The sequence below is a fragment of the Fusicatenibacter sp. genome, from assembly GCF_977045365.1.
Map to the genome: position 1 here is coordinate 1 of NZ_CDRRUH010000043.1, position 19,040 is coordinate 19,040.

Below are 19,040 nucleotides of genomic sequence, written 5' to 3' on the forward strand. Positions count from 1 at the left end.
GATTTTACGGGCGTTTGTGCAAATTAAAACAGAAAATCCGAAACGCCGGAAAAATTCATCGTTATTTTGAATAAGAATCAAATGAAAAAAAATCGCGATTTGTGCAGACTTTTCGAGGGACGTATGGTACTATAATAACTGTAAAAACCCCCCAATACATTATATAGTTTTTGCTACACCCCATAAGAGAAATACCTTCTCCAAAAGAGCCAGCGTACCCCGCTGGCTCTTTTACTATATAAAAATCCAATAAACACAATCGTTACATGTGTTCAGAAAAAGGTTGTATTACATGGCGGTGTGGGGTAAAATATAAGGAATGAATGATTGAGAAAGACAGAGGCGTTAGTTCATGGATAAAACAAGAATGCAGCAGTATATGTCACAGATGCGGGCGATGTTCAACAAGCATGCGCTCTACAGCGATGAATCCCCGCAGTATCAGATTCCGTTTGAGCCGAACCCGGGCGACACGGTGAAGATCCGGTTCCGTACCCTGAAAAATAATGTAGATGCGGTTTATTTCATCAGCGGTTCCATCCGTGCACAGATGCAGGTCGGTTTGGTCCGGAACGGTTTTGATTATTACGAGATCGAGATTCCGGTCGGAAATGAGCCGATCCGCTATTTTTTTGAGATTCAGGCAGGCCGCGTGGTCTGCTATTACAACAAGCTCGGTGTCACAAGAGAGCTGCAGGAGATGTACTCTTTCGGCATTATCCCGGGCTTCCATACGCCGGACTGGGCGAAGGGCGCTGTCATGTATCAGATTTTTGTGGACCGCTTCTGCAACGGAGATCCGTCCAACGATGTGCTGACGGGAGAGTACAGCTACATCGGTGAGCAGGTCAACAAGGTGGATGACTGGAACCGCTTCCCGGAGCAGATGGATGTCCGCAATTTCTACGGCGGCGATCTGCAGGGCGTCATTGACAAGATGGATTATCTGCAGGATCTCGGTGTGCAGGTCATTTATCTGAATCCGGTGTTTGTTTCGCCGTCGAACCATAAGTATGATATTCAGGATTATGACTATATTGATCCGCATTTCGGAAAGATTGTCTCCGACGAAGGCGATCTGCTCTGGCCGGGCGACAAGGACAATACGCGGGCAACGCGGTATATTGACCGTGTGACGAACAAGGCGAACCTGGAGGCGAGCAATGAACTGTTTATCCACCTGGTGGAGGAGGCGCACAAGCGCGGCATGAAGGTGATTCTGGACGGCGTTTTCAACCACTGTGGTTCGTTTAACAAATGGCTGGACCGCGAGCGGATTTATGAGGCTGGAAAGGGCTATGAGCCGGGCGCGTATGTGGCGCAGGACAGTCCGTATCACACGTTTTTTAAGTTTTATAATGAGCATAACTGGCCGTACAATGAGTTTTATGACGGCTGGTGGGGCCATGATACGCTGCCGAAGCTGAACTACGAGGGTTCGGAGAAGCTGATGGAGGATATTATGCGCATCGGCGCGAAGTGGGTTTCTCCGCCGTTTAATGCGGACGGCTGGCGGCTGGATGTGGCCGCTGACTTAGGACACAGCCCGGAGTTTAACCACAAGTTCTGGAAGGAGTTCCGGCGCGTTGTGAAGGAGGCGAATCCGGAGGCGATTATTCTGGCGGAGCACTACGGCGATGCGATGAGCTGGCTGCAGGGCGACGAGTGGGATACAGTGATGAACTATGATGCGTTTATGGAGCCGGTTTCCTGGTTCCTCACGGGTATGGAGAAGCACAGTGATGAGTTTAACCAGGGGCTTCTCGGAAACAGTGAGAGTTTTATCGGGGCGATGACGTATCATATGCCGGCGTTTTATGCGCCTTCGCTGTATACGGCGATGAATGAGCTGGATAATCATGATCATTCGCGTTTCCTCACGAGAACGAATCATCGTGTGGGGCGTGTGGCGAATGTTGGGCCGTATGCGGCTGCGGAGAATACGAATAAGGCGGTGCTGCGCGAGGCGGTTGTGATTCAGATGACGTGGCCGGGGGCGCCGACGCTGTATTATGGGGATGAGGCCGGCCAGGTCGGGTTTACGGATCCGGATAACCGGAGGACGTATCCCTGGGGACAGGAGGATCAGGAGCTGATCCGATTCTATAAAGAAATGATTGCGGTGCATCGGAGATTTCCGGTGCTGGCGATGGGATCGCTGAAATTTCTGTACCATGATTACAATGTGCTTTCTTATGGACGGTTTAATCAGGAGGAGCAGGTGATTGTGGTGATTAATAACCGGAATGAGAGGGTGCATGTGGAGATTCCGGTGTGGCTTACCGGGATTAACCGGAGTTCGGTGGCGAAGCTGACGCAGGTGTTTGCGACGGATGCGGTGGGATTTTCTTCGGAGGAGAAGGAGATCGAGGCACCGGCGGGCATACTGGAGATGGATTTGCTGCCGTTATCGGGAGTGGTACTGCATAGATGTGAGGAGTGACGGACGCCTCGCCGCCGCCCGCCCGGTCTTGCGTGATGCGTAGGGCAGGGCGGCTGGATCCGCCGGGGGCGGATCGGCGTGAGAGTGTTGGGTGAGAGTGGGAAGGTGTTGAAAAAGAGGTGAGGAAGTGGGGACGGGAGGTTGAAAAATAGAAATGGAAAAAGAGCTCCGATTCGTATGAATCAGAGCTCTTAATCGTGCCGCAAACCGGGATCGAACCGGTACGGGTATCACTACCCACGGGATTTTAAGTCCCGGGCGTCTGCCAGTTCCGCCACTGCGGCATATGGACGGAGATGGATTCGAACCATCGAAGCAATTTGCAGCAGATTTACAGTCTGTCCCCTTTGGCCACTCGGGAATCCGTCCATGTATTTTGTTTTGTGTCAGAATGACTTCCGACATTGAATGATTATACTGGATGTGGAGGGAAAATGCAAGGGTTTTTTTGAAAAAAATAGAAAAAAGTTGAAAGGAGGGAGCAGGTCGGGTATAATATCAAATATATGGGCTTCTATATTGCGTAAAAATAACCTGAAAAATGGAGGATATAGGGTAAGTATGATTAAGATTAAGGATTATGTCCGGGTGGGGTCGCTGGAGGAGGCGTATGAGCTGAATCAGAAGAGAAGCGCCTGTATCCTGGGCGGGATGCTCTGGACGAAGATGGGGCAGAGGCAGGTGCAGACGGCGATTGATTTGTCCGGGCTGGGACTGGATCAGATTGAAGAGTCCGAGGAGGAGTTTTCGATTGGATGTATGGTGACGCTGCGGCAGATGGAGGAGCATGAGGGGCTGAATGCTTATACCGACGGTGCGGCACGGGAGAGTGTGCGGAGTATTGTCGGGGTGCAGTTCCGGAATCTGGCTACGGTGGGAGGCAGTATTTTCGGCAGATTTGGATTTTCGGATGTGCTGACGCTGTTTCTGGCGCTGGATACGGAGGTGGAGCTGGTTCATGCGGGACGGATGCCGCTGGCGGAGTTTGCCTGTTCAAAGAGAGACAGGGATGTGCTGGTGAGGCTGATTGTGAAGAAGCATGAGGGTGTTACGGTTTATCAGAGTCATCGAAATTCCAGAACGGATTTCCCGGTACTGACGTGTGCGGTGCGGGTGGAAGACGGAAAAGGATGCGCGGTGCTTGGGGCAAGACCGGCGAAGGCGGCACGTGTAGAGCTTCCGGCGGAGCTGGCGGAAAAGCTGGCGGCTGGAAAGGCATCTGCGGAGGAGCTGAAGGCGGCGGCTTCGGAGATTTCTGATCAGTTTACGTATGGCAGTAATATGCGCGGAAGTGCAGAGTATCGTCATCATCTGGGACGGGTGCTGCTGCGCAGATGTATGGAAGAAATTCAGAAGAAGGAGGAGCAGTGATGAAGATTTCGATGATCTTAAATGGAAAGAAGACGGAAGCGGAAATTGATGCAGACATGCTCCTGATCGATTTTGTGAGAAGCCAGGGATGCTACAGTGTGAAGCGCGGCTGTGAGACGTCGAACTGCGGGCTGTGTACGGTTTTTCTGGAGGGAAAACCGGTGCTGTCGTGTTCGGTGCTTGCGGCGCGGGCGAATGGATGTAAGGTGGATACGCTGGAAGGCCTGCAGGAGGAAGCAGAAGAATTTGGTTCCTTTATTGCCGGACAGGGCGCCGAGCAGTGCGGGTTCTGCAATCCGGGGATGATTATGAATGCGATTGCGCTGTTCCGGGAAAATCCGGATCCGAGTGAGGAAGAAATTAAAGAATATCTGGCGGGAAATCTCTGCCGCTGTTCCGGATATGAAGGACAGCTTCGGGGAATTTTGAATTTCCTTGCCTGGAAAAAGCAGCAGGGAGGTGCGTCATGAGCAGAGAAAATCATATCTATGAACCGGACTGGTCGGGAAGAACCGATCAGCTCTGCAGTGTGAATAAGCCGGTGATCAAAAAGGATGCCCTCGCGCTGGTAACCGGAAAGCCGGTTTATGTAGATGATCTGGCGCCGAAGGACTGTCTGATTGTCAAGGTACTGCGGAGTCCGCATGCCAATGCAATCGTAAAATCCGTGAAAAAGACGGCAGCAGAGCGTGTTCCGGGCATTGAGGCGATTTATACCTGGGAGGATGTGCCGAAACAGCGTTTTACAATGGCAGGACAGACCTACCCGGAACCAAGCCCGTATGACCGTCTGATCCTCGATCAGCATGTGCGCTACGTGGGAGATCCGGTGGCGATTATTGCCGGAAAAGATGAAAAATGCGTGGACCGTGCGCGGAAGCTCCTGAAAGTAGAGTACGAAGTGCTTCCGGCCATTCTGGATTTTCATCAGTCCAAGGATAATGAACTGCTGGTGCATCCGGAGGAAAGCTGGAAATCGCTCTGTCCGGTCGGTGCGGACAATCAGAGAAATCTCTGTGCAAGTGCGGAAGATCACAACGGAGATGTGGAAGCCGTGCTCGCAGAGTGCGATGAGGTCGTAGAGCATACGTATCATGTACGCGCAGCCCAGCAGGCGATGATGGAGACGTTCCGGACATACTGCTTTATGGATACCTACGGACGGCTGAATGTGCTGAGCTCGACCCAGATCGTTTACCATGCGCGCCGCATTCTGTCCAATGCACTCGGCATTCCGAAATCGAAGATCCGTGTTTCCAAGCCGAGAATCGGCGGCGGATTCGGAGCGAAGCAGACGGTGGTTGCCGAAATTTTCCCGGCATTTGTAACCTGGAAAACCGGAAAACCGTCGAAAATGATCTTTACGAGAGAAGAGTCCCAGACAGCATCCACACCGCGCCATGAGATGGAAGTAACGATCCGCCTCGGTGCGATGAAGGACGGAAGAATCCGTGCGATCGATCTGTATACACTTTCCAACACGGGTGCATACGGCGAGCATGGACCGACAACGGTCGGCCTTTCCGGCCACAAATCGATTCCGATGTATGGATCTCTTGAGGCTTACCGGTTTGCGTATGATGTTGTGTATTCCAACGTAATGTCAGCCGGTGCTTACCGCGGATACGGTGCGACGCAGGGTATCTTTGCCGTAGAATCTGCTGTCAGTGAGATGGCAGCGCGTCTTGGCATCGATCCGATCCGGATCCGGGAGCAGAACATGGTCCGTGAGGGACAGTTCATGCCGGCTTACTATGGCGAAACGGCAAACAGCTGTGCGCTTGACCAGTGCGTGGAGCGTGCGAAAGAGATGATCGGCTGGGATGAGAAATATCCGTGCTGCGATATGGGAAATGGAAAGGTGCGCAGCGTCGGCATCGCGATGGCGATGCAAGGCTCCTGTATTTCCAATCTCGATGTCGGATCGGCGACGATCAAAGTCAACGACGACGGCGGCTACACGATGCTGATTGCAGCGGCCGATATGGGAACCGGCTGCGATACGATTCTGTCCCAGATGGCGGCAGAGTGCCTGGAGTGTGATGTGGATGATATTACCGTTGTCGGCGCAGATACCGATACGTCCCCGTATGACTCCGGTTCCTATGCATCGAGTACGACGTACATTACCGGAAAAGCGGTGGAAAAAGCCTGCATGACGCTTCGGAAACGGATCTGTGCCCTGGCGGCAGAGCGGATGAATGTGCCGGAAGATGAAGTGGAATTTACCGGTACCGGTGTCGTGCATGAAAAGAGCGGAAGCAGCATGACGATGGAAGAAATCGCAACAGCGGCCATGTGCAATAACGGCATCGCGCTGGAAGCGACGGAAAGCAACTGCTCTCCGGTATCGCCGCCGCCTTATATGGCTGGTGCGGTCGAGATCGAGCTGGATAAAGAGACCGGCGAGGTTAAGATTCTCGATTATGCCGCCGTTGTCGACTGCGGAACCGTCATCAACCCGAACCTTGCGCGCGTGCAGGTCGAGGGCGGTCTGGTGCAGGGTATCGGCATGACGCTGTTTGAAAATATCCAGTACACGGACAAGGGACAGATGATCAACAATTCGTTTATGCAGTATAAAGTGCCGACACGTCTCGATATGGGCAAACTTCGCGTGGAATTCCGGAGCAGCTACGAGCCGACCGGTCCGTTCGGTGCAAAATCGATCGGTGAGATCGTCATCAACACACCGGCCCCGGCGCTGGCACATGCGATCTACAATGCGACGGGCCTGTGGTTCCGCGAACTGCCGATCACGAGTGAGCAGATTGCAATGGGAATTGCGGAAAAAGAATGCGAGTAACGATACTTTATCTGGCAGCCGGGAACAGCAGACGGTTCGGGGAAAATAAGCTGCTCTATCCGCTGGATGGAAAGGCGGTGTACCGCCATCTGCTGGAACTGCTGGCCAAAATTGCCGGAAGGCATGAGAACTGGGAACTGCTGGTTGTGACGCAGTATGAAAGGATTCTGGAGGAGCTTGCGCCGCTGGTAAAAGCCGGGCGTCTGCAGACGGTGTTTTCACCGGACAGCGAAAAAGGAATTTCCTATACGATCCGCGCGGGAATCGAGGCGGCGGAGAAGCAAAATGCTGATGCCTGCGCGTGCTTTGTGGCGGATCAGCCGTACCTGAAGGAAGAGACGGCGGAGCGTTTTCTGGAATCCATGGAGACGCAGAAGACTCCACTTGGCTGTGTTTTCTGCGGCGGCAAGAGCGGCAATCCGGCGTGGTTCTCAAAACCTTATTTTTCAGAACTAAAAGAACTTTCCGGCGACCGCGGCGGGAAAAAGGTGCTGAAACGGCACTGGGAATCGGTAATTCCGTTCCGGGTCGAAGCCGCGTGGGAATTAAAGGATCTGGACCGGAAAGAGGATCTCTGATGCAGAGACACCGGCGGCTGCCATGAATAAAATTTGAGACAGTGCGAAATTTGATGGATTTGGACTTGCATTTCCAGTGAGAAGTAAGTACAATGGGTATAATAAAAATTCGGGAGGCTTCAAAAAAATGCAGTTATTGGAAGACAGAATCCGCAGAGACGGAAAAGTACGCGAGGGAAATGTCCTGAAGGTGGACAGCTTTTTAAATCATCAGATGGACGTCAATCTGTTCCGGGAAATCGGAAAAGAGTTTCAGCGTCGTTTTGCGGGAGAAGAGATCACGAAAATCCTGACCATCGAGGCATCTGGAATCGGAATTGCCTGTGTTGTGGCTGAAATTTTTAATGTTCCGGTTGTGTTTGCAAAGAAAACGCAGACCAAAAATATCGCCGGCGATGTTTATACCACAAAAGTAGAATCTTTCACCCATGGAAGAGTTTATGATATCATTGTTTCCAAAGAATTTCTGGGAAAAGGAGACAAAGTTCTCCTGATCGATGATTTCCTGGCAAACGGAAAAGCGCTGGAAGGACTGGCAACCCTGGTACAGGATTCCGGTGCAGAGCTCGTAGGAGCAGGCGTTGTCATCGAAAAAGGGTTCCAGATCGGAGGAAAACTGCTGCGTGACCGCGGCATTCATCTGGAATCTCTTGCCATCGTCGATGGTATGGATGATAAAACCGGGGAAATTACCTTCCGGAAACAGTAAGGAGGCGTCAAAATGGCAAATCTGATTGCAAGAATTGCCGTTCTTCTGGTTCTGGCGGCCGCAGGAATGGTGCTGGCCGACAGAAAAGAAAAAATTGATCTCAGTGTGTCACTGCTGCTGTTTCTGGCGGCAGTCAATGTGACCTCTTTTTTCAGCCTGAAAGATAACAGGATTGTAGTTGTTATGATTCTGACGGTATATTTTCTGTTGTATGCAGGCGCAAAAGAGCTGCTGCGGAGACGGGCAGAGAAAAAAAGAAAATGAATGCAAACCGAACATCCGGCTGCGAGCACCCATGCAAAAGTGCCGGTCGGATGTTTTTTGGTTATGCACACAGAATGCACACACAGAGTGTAGGGTAACCTGTTTACCAAAATAAGGAGAACCGATATGAGACTGCTGCTGGCAGAAGATGAAAAAGAGATGGCGCACGCGCTGGAAGCAGTGTTTACACATAACCATTATTCTGTAGATGTTGTTTATAATGGAATTGATGCTGCGGACTGGGCAGAGAGCGGAAACTATGACGGCATGATCCTGGATATTATGATGCCGGGAAAAAGCGGGCTGGAGGTCTTAAGCGAGTGGACGGAGAGCATTCATCACCAGATTGAGCGTCTGAACAGTCTTGTAACACAGCTTCTGACGCTTGCAAAAATGGAGGAAGGTGGCGGAAAACTGGAGCTGAAAACATGGAATGCGTCAGAAACCATCATGGATGCTGTAACGTCCTTTGAAGCCCCTGCGGTTACGAAACAGATCGCGCTGCAGAGCGATATTGCAGAAGAACTCCATATGGAAGGGGATGCCGCAAGAATCCACCAGCTCGTTTCTCTTCTTGTGGATAGCGCCGTTAAATACACTCCGGAGGGTGGAAAAATCCACATTTTCTGGCGAAAAAACGGCAAAAAAGCAGAATTTTCGGTGCAGAATACCTGCGATACCCTGCCGGAAGGTGATCTCAACCGCCTCTTTGACCGCTTCTACCGTGCGGATGTGTCGCGGGCCAGGGAAAGCGGCGGCTATGGAATCGGCCTTTCTGTGGCAGCTGCAATTGTAAAGGCACATAAGGGAAAAATCACCGCAAAGCGGACACGAGATGGCATCTGTTTTAAAGCAGTCTTTCCGGCAAAAGGATGAAAGAAACAAAATTCCGGAAAAATGGAAAAATGACGGCAGGGTAGGAAAGGCAGACACACAAAAAAGCAGAAATCAAAAGCTTCCAAGAGAGAAAAAACAAAAGAAAACAAAAGGAGGAATATATGATGTTTGATTGTGGTTTACAAAACATTTTCCAGCTGAAAAGCGGACAGTCCCGTTCTATTAACTGGGAAAACCGGAATGGAGAAAAAGGAAAAGGCGGCATGGCATCCAGCGATCTTGGTCCGTCCAGAAAAGGTTCCCCGTGTATCCCGAAAATAGAAGCAGGAGAGACCGTAACACTTGGTGAGATCCAGGGAGAAGGCATCATTCAGCACATCTGGATCACCGTCACAGACCGTACCAGTGAACGTAACCGTTATGTTCTGCGGGATCTTGTTCTGCGCATGTACTGGGACGATGAAGAATTCCCATCCGTTGAATGCCCGCTTGGCGATTTCTTCTGCTGCGGCTTCGGTGTTTCCTACCAGGTAAACTCAGTCCCGATTGCTGTCAATCCGACCCGTGGTTTCAACAGCTATTTCCCGATGCCGTTCCGTAAAAACGCCCGTATTACCATTGAAAATCAGTGTGATGAGCCGATTCCGGCCTTCTTTTATCAGATCGACTATTGTCTGACGACGGTTCCGGAAGATGCTGCCTATTTCCATGCCCAGTGGCGTCGTCAGCGTATCACGGAAAAGGCAAAAGACTACGTTGTCCTCGACAACATCAAAGGGAAAGGCCAGTACGTTGGAACTTATCTTGCACTGACCAGCCTCGAACGCTACTGGTACGGAGAAGGTGAGATGAAATTCTACATCGATGGAGACAAGGATTATCCAACCATCTGCGGAACCGGAACAGAAGATTACTTCGGTGGTGCCTGGAGCTTTGCAACACAGCAAAATGGCCAAACCGTTGAAAATCAGTACTGCACTCCGTATCTTGGATATCCTTACTACTCTACCCACGATACCTTCCTTCATAATGATTACCACAATGATGATCAGATGCCACAGCGCAGCTTCTACCGCTGGCACCTTCTTGATCCTATCCTTTTTGAGAAGGATCTTAAGGTAACCCTTCAGCAGATTGGCGTCAGTCATGGAGGTCTCTTTGAACGTCAGGATGATGTCGCTACCACAGCTTACTGGTACCAGACGCATCCTCATGTACCATTCGCGCCACTCATGTCCAGAAAAGAGCGCTGGCCAAGATGATTTTTGACGCTTTTCCTATTTTATATGTTTCATGACGTTGCATATCGGCTGCAAGAGTCCGTTCCGAACAAATCCGCTTTTAACGAATTTGTCCGGAAAAGGGCTCTTTCTTTTTTTATATGGTATTCAAAAAGCGATCCGGATTACAGAGGTCCGTCTTTTCACAAACCTTTCACATTTTCCGTCCATTCTTTAAGGTTCCTTTAAAGTTTCCTCATTATACTTAAAAATGTAAAAAACATTTCCGGAAGTAAATCAAACGAAAGGATCAATCGATTATGATGCAAAGCCAACAGATTCCCATGACCTTCCAACGGTATGAAACAAAATACATGCTTTCCCCGATCATGGCCCGCAAGCTTCGCAAGAGCCTTCCGGGTCATCTGCAGATGGATGAATACGGCCTTGATACCATCTGCAGCCTCTATTACGATACCCCGGATCACCAGCTCATCCGCCGTTCGCTGGAAAAACCCGTCTACAAAGAAAAACTGCGACTCCGCAGTTATGGTCCGGCCAAAGAGACCAGCCCCATATACGTAGAACTAAAGAAAAAATATGAAAGAATCGTCTACAAACGCCGCGAGCGCATGATATTATCAGAAGCGGTTCCCTATCTTGCGGGAAAATCAGAACCGGGCTTCGACAGCCAGATTCTCCACGAAATCACTTGGTTTCGCAACTACTACCGGGGGCTTGCTCCCGCTATGTACATCGCCTACGACCGCATCGCCTGCTTCGGCACGGAAGACAGGAACTTTCGTGTTACCTTCGACACCAATATCCGATGGCGTACCGACAATCTGTGTCTTGACGGTCCAACGGAAGGAATCAGGCTTTTAGAACCAGGCTGGTATCTCATGGAGGTGAAAACACCAGGTGCTGTGCCCCTATGGTTTAGCAAAATTCTGGATGATCTTGCAATCTATCCGGCATCATTTTCTAAATACGGCTTTGCCTATCAGATCGAAAATCAGAAAGCATCAGAAGAAAAAGCTTTCATACCATTCACAGATATCCGGCAAACCGTATCAAAAACAGCATTCCGTTAGCTGAATCAGGTAAGTCCTCTGCGACTATTGCGAAAAGCAAGAAGCAAGAAGCAGTGGGTGGACTCACAGCTTGCGAAAAGCCTTTTCAAACATACTCTGTTTCACAAAAAAGAAGATAAAAAAATTCTGGGAGGAATTAGCAATGCTTAACACAATATTCAATTCAATCTTTACGGAAACAACAGCCGCCTTCACCTTTGGTCAGTTCCTTGCCTGCACAGCAGTGTCTCTGATTCTGGGACTGTTGATCGCTGCTGTTTACAGGTACAAAAGCGAATGCACCAAAAGCTTTGCTGTCACGCTTGTTCTGATGCCTGTGATCGTACAGATGGTGATCATGCTCGTCAATGGAAATCTTGGAACCGGAGTCCCTTGATTATACCAGTGTTTTTGACGATATCTTTGCCAGGTATCTGACCCGTTGCGAGCTTGTACAGGTAAAAACCACGAATATGGGAAGTCTTTTCAAGCTGGAGTATCGCATCGTATTCCGCGAGGAAGGCGAAGAGAAAAACATGATTGACCAGCTCCGCTGCAGAAACGGAAACCTTGAAATCCTGTGCAGTCGTGCACAGACCGGAAGGGAGGAATTATAATGAATCAAAACAGAAAGAAAAAAAACAGAAAAAAAGAGACCGGCGCAGTCGTCAGCCTGCTTCTTGCATCATCGCTGGCCTTCGGCGGATGCGGCACAGCAGTGACATCTTCCGGCTCTGTAAATGCCGAATCTGCCCGTACAGAGTCAACCGGCGAAACATCTGCCGACAACGCGGATACCACATCAGAGAGCACAGATTCGGAAAATGCAATGGAAAGTGCTTCCGATATTAATTTTGACCTGGAACTGACCGAATCCACTATCGACACCGAATTCACAGACCGTGAGAAGAGCGGAAGCTACAAAGCGTCGGAAGCCGTAAAAATTACACTTAATAAGACGACAGCTACCGTCTCCGGCAGCGGAGTCAAAGCAGATGGCAGCACAATTACCATCACGGAAGAAGGCGTTTACATCGTAAGCGGAACACTTGAGAATGGCCAGATTATCGTAGACGCATCCGATTCCGACAAGGTTCAGATCGTACTCGATGGAGTCCATATCAACTGTGAGACGAATGCTGCCATCTACGTTCGTGAAGCGGACAAAGTTTTCATCACGCTTGCTGAAAACAGCAGCAACACGCTTGGCGGTGGAAACGAGTACACTCAGATTGACGACAACACGGTAGACGGCGTTATCTTCTCCAAATCAGATCTTGTCTGCAACGGGACAGGAAGTCTGACCATCGAGGCAGACTACAAACACGGGATTGTATCCAAAGATGACCTTGTTATCACTGGTGGAACCTACAAAATCACTGCTGCAGATAACGGGATCACAGCCAAAGATCAGCTTAAAATTCTGGATGGAAGCTTTGACATTGATGCTGCAAACAGTGCGGTCAAAGCGAAGAATACGGATGACACAGAGCTTGGAAATATCTATATTGCTGGTGGGATTTTTACGATCGAGGCGAAACAGGACGGCTTCCATGCAACCGGCAGCATTGTTGTCGATGACGGAACCATCACCGTAAACTCCGGTGACGACGGTTTCCATGCGGATCTCGACACCGTCATTCATGGCGGAACGATCCTTGTTGAAAAAAGCTACGAAGGACTGGAAGGAAAACGCGTTGTGGTCAATGGTGGTGACATTACCGTAAATGCCAGCGACGATGGCATCAATGCCGCAAATTCCGGCGACGATGGCGCCAACGCCATAAATCCTGGCGCCAATGCTGCCGGTTCCGGTGACGATGACAGCAATGCCGCAAGCTCAAACAACGATAGCAGTGCTGCTGTAAACTCCGGTGATGATAGCAGCATATCCGGCGAGGCAGACGGAAAGGAACCTGTGCAAATGCCGCCTGATACAGAAAACGGCAGCGATATGCAGCCATCGCAGGACTTCGATCCGGAGAACGCTCCGTCTGGCGGAAATGCGCCGCAGGACTTCGATCCGGGGAACGCTCCGTCTGACGGCGATGCTCCACAGATGATGCAGGGAGGCCCTGGCGGTGGAGGCAACTCTGAGCTTTGCATTAAAATTACCGGCGGAACCCTGACCGTATCCGCCGATGGTGATGGTCTTGATTCCAACGGCGGTCTTCTCGTGACCGGCGGAACTACGATCGTGTACGGGCCGACCAGCGATGGTGACAGTGCCCTCGATTATGACGGAAGTGCAATTGTGACCGGCGGAACCTTAGCTGCTATCGGCAGTGCCGGCATGACGGAAAGCTTCGACGAAGCTTCCACCCAGCCCGTTATCACCTATTACAGTACGGAAACCCAGTCCGCTGACACTACCATCACACTGACAGACAGCGATGGAAGTGCCCTCTTCACGGTTACACCTGAAAAAGCCTACGCCAGCATCGTTTTGACCTGCCCCGAAATGAAACTGGACGCAACGTATACTCTGACTGCCGGTACCGACAACGAAGAGATCACCCTCACGGACATCATCACCACCGCCGGAACCCGGTCTGTTAAAACGATGAGCGATCCCAAAGGTGGAAAAATGCCAAATAACAGCGACAACAAAGGAACTCCGCCTTCAAAACCAAGCGACACGGCTGAGTGAACCGTTATAGTTCATTCAGCACCGGAACATTTGCTGTTCCGGTGCGTAAGAAAGTGATTCTACTCATGATTCTACCGTGGCTGTCTTCCTACTTCCAATTTGCCGTATTCTGTGCTAAAATAACCTCACAAGAAAAGAGGTAGAAAAATCATGTATGATAAACTGACCGAAAACGATATTAAAAAAATGCAGGAAGAAATCGACTACCGCAAACTGGTTGTCCGTCCAAAAGAACTCGAGGCTGTAAAAGAAGCCCGTGCCCAGGGCGATCTCAGCGAAAACTTTGAATACAAAGCTGCCAAACAGGACAAAAACCGCAACGAAAGCCGCATCCGCTATTTGGAAAAAATGATCAAAACAGCCCACGTTATTTCAGATACCTCAAAGGACGACGAAGTCGGCATCAACAATACCGTCCAGGTTTACATCGAAGAAGATGATGAGACAGAAACCTACAAACTTGTCACCACCGTTCGTGGTAATTCTCTCAAAGGATACGTCAGTATCGACTCGCCATTAGGAAAAGCCATTCTGGGTCATAAAGTCGGCGACCGCGTCACTGTAAAAGTAAGCGATGCCTATAGTTATGATCTCATCATCAAATCCATCGAAAACACTGCGGATACCGATGATGAACTCCGCAGCTATTAAAGGACAGAAAGAAAGGAAAATACCAGTCATGGAAAAAATTGCAAGCTTTACGATCGACCATATCAAACTTAAACCAGGCGTCTACGTTTCAAGAAAAGATCATGTGGGTGACAGCGTTATCACAACCTTTGACCTGCGCATGACATCTCCAAACGATGAGCCTGTTATGAATACTGCTGAAGTCCACACCATTGAGCATCTTGGCGCAACGTTCCTTCGCAATCACGAAGAATGGAAAGATAAAACCGTATATTTTGGTCCAATGGGCTGCCGTACAGGATTTTACCTGCTGCTGGCCGGTGATTACAGCTCGAAAGATATCGTTTCACTCGTAATAGAAATGTATGAATTTATCCGCGATTTCAAGGGCGAAGTCCCGGGTGCATCTCCGAAAGACTGCGGAAACTATCTGGATATGAATCTGTCCATGGCAAATTACCTTGGCAAAAAATACCTGGATGAGGTTTTGTACGGAATTGATGAATCCCGTCTCGTCTATCCGGAATAAATTCTAAAAATGGTAACTATTCAGCGCCATGCAATTTCGCATGGCTCTGAATAGTTACAAAAAATGAAAGAAAACAGGGGGAAACAGAGTATGAGAACCATGGAAAACGAAAACCTGCGCGTGCAGATCAGCGATCACGGCGCAGAACTTAGCAGCATTTACGATAAAGCAGCCGACCGCGAGGCAGTCTGGATCGGCGATCCGGCCTTCTGGAACCGCCACGCACCAGTCCTGTTCCCGTTCGTCGGAAAAGTAAACGGCGGCTTCTACACCCATAAAGGAGTCAAATACCCGATGGGCCAGCACGGTTTCGCCCGTGACAACGAATTCGAGTGCATCGAAAACACCGAAAACAAAACCGTACACCGCCTGGTATCGACCGAAGAAACCAAAAAAGTCTACCCGTTCGATTTCGCCTTCACTGTAACCCAGGAACTCTCCGGCAGAACCCTGACCATCACCTGGAACGTAGAAAACACCGGTGATGACGATATGTACTTCTCCGTCGGCGGACATCCTGCATTCATGATTCCGGAACAGTATGACATCGTCTTCAACAAAGGCCTGGAAAACCACACCGAGACCGAACTCGAATACGTCCTGATCGACCCGGAAACAGCAGGCGTCGATGCCGCACATCCGAGAAAACTGAAACTTCAGGACGGCAGAATCCCGTACACCAGAACCCTCTTCGACGAGGACGCCCTGATCTTCGACAACACCCAGGTCGAGCGCGTCGGCGTAGAAGTGGAGGGAAAACCGTATGTCACCCTCACCTGCAAAGGATTCCCGAGCGTCGGCGTATGGTCCAAGCCAAAAGCAGATGCCCCGTTCGTGTGCCTCGAGCCATGGATCGGCCGCTGCGACAACGTCGGCTTTGACGGCGAATTAAAAGACAAATACGGCGAACAGCACCTGAAAGCCGGTGAAACCTTCCAGGCAGGCTACACCATCACCATCGGAGAATAAGGACCCGAAAAAAAAGAAAAACCTCCGAAGTACAGCGAAAAGAACACGATTCCTGTACTTCGGGGGTTGAAATTTTACGGTTTCTTTACTATAATTAGCATCAAACCCAAAAAACGCATGTAGTTCATCATGCACAGAAGAAAAAACAGGAGGGAACGTTCTTGAAAAGAGAAACGGTTATCGTACTTGATTTTGGCGGTCAGTACAATCAGTTAATTGCAAGACGTGTACGTGAGTGCAACGTTTACTGTGAGATTTATTCTTACAAAACAGACATCGAAAAGATCAAAGAAATTCAGCCGAAAGGTATTATCTTCACCGGCGGCCCGAACAGCGCATATCTGCCGGATTCCCCGACTTATACAAAAGAAATTTTTGAACTTGGAATCCCGATCCTCGGCATCTGCTACGGATCACAGCTGATGATGCATCTGCTCGGCGGAAAAGTAGAAGTAGCACCGGTCAGAGAATATGGAAAAATTGAGGTAACTGTAGATACCAGTTCCGCACTGTTCGAAAATGTATCTGAAAAAACAATCTGCTGGATGAGCCACAATGACTATATTTCCAAAGCCGCCCCGGGCTTTGAAATCATTGCCCATACGGAGGACTGTCCGGTAGCAGCCGTTGCAAACGTAGAGAAAAATCTCTATGCAACCCAGTTCCATCCAGAGGTTCTTCATACAAAAGAAGGAAAGAAGATGCTTTCCAACTTTGTATACAATGTATGTAAATGTGCCGGCGACTGGCATATGGACTCCTTCGTGGAAGAATCCATCAAAGCTATTCGAGAAAAAGTTGGCGATGGAAAAGTGCTCTGTGCCCTTTCCGGCGGCGTTGATTCTTCTGTTGCAGCTGTTATGCTTTCAAAAGCAGTTGGCAATCAGCTCACCTGCGTTTTTGTTGACCACGGTCTGCTGCGTAAAAACGAAGGCGATGAGGTAGAGGCTGTATTCGGACCGGAGGGTCCGTATGACCTGAATTTCATCCGTGTTAATGCACAGGAGCGTTTCTATGCCAAATTAAAAGGCGTAGAAGAGCCGGAGAAAAAACGTAAAATCATCGGTGAAGAATTTATCCGTGTCTTCGAAGAAGAGGCAAAGAAAATCGGTGCGGTAGACTTCCTTGTACAGGGAACCATCTACCCGGACGTTGTAGAGAGTGGTGTCGGCGGAGAATCCACCGTTATCAAATCTCACCATAATGTCGGAGGACTGCCGGATTACGTAGATTTCAAAGAAATCATCGAGCCACTGCGCAACCTTTTCAAAGATGAAGTAAGAAAAGCCGGTCTTGAACTCGGAATTCCGGAATATCTTGTATTCCGTCAGCCATTCCCAGGTCCGGGTCTTGGTATTCGTATCATCGGTGAAGTAACCGCTGAGAAAGTTAAAATGGTTCAGGATGCCGACGCAATCTGGCGTGAAGAAATTGACAAAGCCGGAATCGCTCACGAAATCGGCCAGTACTTCGCAGCACTGACCAATATGCGTTCTGTCGGAGTCATGGGAGATGAAAGAACGTATGATTATGCTATCGCCCTCCGTGCCGTAACCACTACCGATTTCATGACAGCCGAAAGCGCAGAAATTCCGTGGGATGTCATCGGAAAAACAACGAGCAGAATTGTAAATGAAGTAAAACACATCAATCGCGTTATGTATGATTGCACAGGAAAACCACCGGCAACCATCGAGTTTGAATAAGGAAACAGCCAAAAGAAGTCCAGTAAAATCAACGCTTCCAAGCAAATTTGTTTAATGGTTGGCAACGATTTGGCAACATTCAATCCTTATTTAGAAAATAAAATATCTTAGTTATGTATAGAAAAACCTTACTGATTTTCAGAATGAAAACTGAATATCGGTAAGGTTTTTTTGATGTCTATTTTTTCTTCGATTCTTTATCAAGTTCTTTGATGAGCAGATCGCTCAGTTCCTGAGAAGGAACTTTTGCATAATGTCCGGATGTATCAAGTGCCGGATATTGGTATCTCCATTCATCATATTCTTCCCTGCTGATTTCTCCGTTTTCCAGTTTTGCTGACTGTTGCTGCCAGGCATGGAACATATCGAACATGGAAAGATAGGATGGATTGTTTCTGTCAAGACAAAGGCAGAGTTCACCGTCAATGTCTTTGATTTTCAGTCCATACATATCTTCCAATGCAAAAAAGGTATGCATAAGACCAATATAGCTGTCAATGTCCGGGACATTCAAGGCGTGGGTGCTTACACTGAGGATGCCAGCCATTTCCTTTAAGAGGTCAAACTTGGGGATTCTTGCTTCTGCTTCATACTGTGCCATACGCACATCGGAAGTTTTGCCGAGAAAACCAAGCATCTCCCCGAACTGTTTTTGTGTCATGCCTTTTTTATTCCGAAAAAATTTAATACGTTTTCCGATTGCCATTGTATGAATCTCCTTCCAGATGATATAAAACTTTTCTGTTTAAGCTGAGTGTACCACAGATAAAAGAGAATAGCAAGAAAACTTAAACTAAAAAATTTAAGAATTTTTCTGCAAACCTATTGACTTAACTCAAAAAAGTTAGCATAGTACAGATACAGAAACTTAAACAAAATAAGTTAAGACAATTAAATGACCATCCGAACTGATACCACTGGAAGAACAGGCGATGACCAAAAGCGAGCGTGCCGAAGGTGGAAATACGACAAAGTACCGAGCAGGGCAACTTGTCAGGAACGGGGGAGGGAGAATGGCGAAGAACAAAGAAAATGAAAAACAAACGAGAGGAGATGAAGTGTATGACGAACAAGAATTTTATGACAGCCCAGGATGTAGCAGACGCTTTAGGCGTATCAAAATCTTATGCCTATAAGCTGGTCAGACAGTTAAATGATGAGATGGAAGCACTTGGCTATATCACTGTCAGGGGCAGAGTGGATGCGAATTACTTTCGTAAAAAAGTATGTTACAGCGAATAAGGGAAAGGAAGTG

At 49.0% G+C, this 19,040-nt stretch carries 17 protein-coding genes, 2 tRNA genes and 1 pseudogene; 17 read left to right on the forward strand and 3 right to left on the reverse strand.

The window, feature by feature from the left end; translation table 11 throughout:
* The first annotated feature begins 352 nt into the window (after positions 1-352).
* Complete coding sequence (locus tag ACY2VW_RS09955) at positions 353-2,443, forward strand: glycoside hydrolase family 13 protein (protein WP_461877970.1); 2,091 nt, start codon at positions 353-355, stop codon at positions 2,441-2,443.
* Positions 2,444-2,641: 198 nt separating this feature from the next.
* Here ACY2VW_RS09955 and ACY2VW_RS09960 read toward each other — a convergent pair.
* Together ACY2VW_RS09960 and ACY2VW_RS09965 are read right to left on the reverse strand one after the other, a co-directional pair.
* Positions 2,642-2,727: transfer RNA gene (locus tag ACY2VW_RS09960), tRNA-Leu, on the reverse strand.
* Between the two features lie 3 nt (positions 2,728-2,730).
* Positions 2,731-2,812, reverse strand: a tRNA-Tyr gene (locus ACY2VW_RS09965).
* Between the two features lie 192 nt (positions 2,813-3,004).
* Between ACY2VW_RS09965 and ACY2VW_RS09970 the strand changes: the two genes are divergently transcribed.
* The 15 genes and pseudogenes from ACY2VW_RS09970 (at position 3,005) to guaA (ending at position 17,785) form a co-directional block, all read left to right on the forward strand.
* Positions 3,005-3,814, forward strand: a complete 810-nt coding sequence (locus ACY2VW_RS09970; protein ID WP_022462113.1) for an FAD binding domain-containing protein — start codon at positions 3,005-3,007, stop codon at positions 3,812-3,814.
* The gene (locus ACY2VW_RS09975; RefSeq protein WP_022462114.1) at positions 3,814-4,284 is read left to right on the forward strand and encodes a (2Fe-2S)-binding protein; all 471 of its coding nucleotides are present in this window, start codon (positions 3,814-3,816) and stop codon (positions 4,282-4,284) included. The genes ACY2VW_RS09970 and ACY2VW_RS09975 overlap by 1 nt, the downstream gene beginning before the upstream one ends.
* Entirely contained in the window at positions 4,281-6,620 is a 2,340-nt protein-coding gene (locus ACY2VW_RS09980; protein ID WP_461877971.1) for a xanthine dehydrogenase family protein molybdopterin-binding subunit, read from the forward strand. Before ACY2VW_RS09975 ends, ACY2VW_RS09980 begins: the two co-directional genes overlap by 4 nt.
* Positions 6,611-7,198, forward strand: a complete 588-nt coding sequence (locus ACY2VW_RS09985; protein ID WP_461877972.1) for a nucleotidyltransferase family protein — start codon at positions 6,611-6,613, stop codon at positions 7,196-7,198. The genes ACY2VW_RS09980 and ACY2VW_RS09985 overlap by 10 nt, the downstream gene beginning before the upstream one ends.
* Positions 7,199-7,325: 127 nt before the next feature.
* The gene (locus ACY2VW_RS09990; RefSeq protein ID WP_461877973.1) at positions 7,326-7,907 is read left to right on the forward strand and encodes a xanthine phosphoribosyltransferase; all 582 of its coding nucleotides are present in this window, start codon (positions 7,326-7,328) and stop codon (positions 7,905-7,907) included.
* 12 nt (positions 7,908-7,919) lie between these two features.
* Complete coding sequence (locus ACY2VW_RS09995) at positions 7,920-8,171, forward strand: hypothetical protein (protein WP_022462118.1); 252 nt, start codon at positions 7,920-7,922, stop codon at positions 8,169-8,171.
* A gap of 126 nt (positions 8,172-8,297) precedes the next feature.
* Positions 8,298-9,047, forward strand: coding sequence for an ATP-binding response regulator (locus tag ACY2VW_RS10000; protein WP_461877974.1), 750 nt, complete (start codon positions 8,298-8,300; stop codon positions 9,045-9,047).
* A gap of 125 nt (positions 9,048-9,172) precedes the next feature.
* Complete coding sequence (locus ACY2VW_RS10005) at positions 9,173-10,270, forward strand: glycoside hydrolase family 172 protein (protein WP_055218718.1); 1,098 nt, start codon at positions 9,173-9,175, stop codon at positions 10,268-10,270.
* A 278-nt stretch (positions 10,271-10,548) separates the two neighbouring features.
* Positions 10,549-11,322, forward strand: a complete 774-nt coding sequence (locus ACY2VW_RS10010; protein ID WP_461877975.1) for a VTC domain-containing protein — start codon at positions 10,549-10,551, stop codon at positions 11,320-11,322.
* 142 nt (positions 11,323-11,464) lie between these two features.
* Positions 11,465-11,918, forward strand: a pseudogene (locus tag ACY2VW_RS10015) (hypothetical protein).
* A complete protein-coding gene (locus ACY2VW_RS10020) occupies positions 11,918-13,951 on the forward strand; it encodes a carbohydrate-binding domain-containing protein (protein ID WP_461877976.1) in 2,034 nt (677 codons plus the stop codon). Before ACY2VW_RS10015 ends, ACY2VW_RS10020 begins: the two are co-directional and overlap by 1 nt.
* A gap of 150 nt (positions 13,952-14,101) precedes the next feature.
* Positions 14,102-14,602: a GreA/GreB family elongation factor gene (locus ACY2VW_RS10025; RefSeq protein WP_022462124.1), complete on the forward strand. Its 501-nt coding sequence runs from the start codon at positions 14,102-14,104 to the stop codon at positions 14,600-14,602.
* Positions 14,603-14,630: 28 nt separating this feature from the next.
* On the forward strand, positions 14,631-15,110 hold the full coding sequence (locus ACY2VW_RS10030) for an S-ribosylhomocysteine lyase (protein ID WP_118595116.1): 480 nt from the start codon (positions 14,631-14,633) through the stop codon (positions 15,108-15,110).
* A 90-nt stretch (positions 15,111-15,200) separates the two neighbouring features.
* On the forward strand, positions 15,201-16,079 hold the full coding sequence (locus ACY2VW_RS10035) for an aldose 1-epimerase family protein (protein ID WP_461877977.1): 879 nt from the start codon (positions 15,201-15,203) through the stop codon (positions 16,077-16,079).
* A 161-nt stretch (positions 16,080-16,240) separates the two neighbouring features.
* Positions 16,241-17,785 (forward strand): glutamine-hydrolyzing GMP synthase, encoded by a 1,545-nt coding sequence (guaA, locus tag ACY2VW_RS10040; RefSeq protein WP_118666345.1) that lies wholly within the window; start codon positions 16,241-16,243, stop codon positions 17,783-17,785.
* 178 nt (positions 17,786-17,963) lie between these two features.
* Here the strand turns inward: guaA and ACY2VW_RS10045 are convergent, their stop codons facing one another.
* Positions 17,964-18,491, reverse strand: a complete 528-nt coding sequence (locus ACY2VW_RS10045) for a helix-turn-helix domain-containing protein (protein WP_055221339.1) — start codon at positions 18,489-18,491, stop codon at positions 17,964-17,966.
* A gap of 356 nt (positions 18,492-18,847) precedes the next feature.
* Between ACY2VW_RS10045 and ACY2VW_RS10050 the strand changes: the two genes are divergently transcribed.
* On the forward strand, positions 18,848-19,027 hold the full coding sequence (locus ACY2VW_RS10050) for a helix-turn-helix domain-containing protein (RefSeq protein ID WP_055221341.1): 180 nt from the start codon (positions 18,848-18,850) through the stop codon (positions 19,025-19,027).
* The last annotated feature ends 13 nt before the right edge of the window (positions 19,028-19,040 follow it).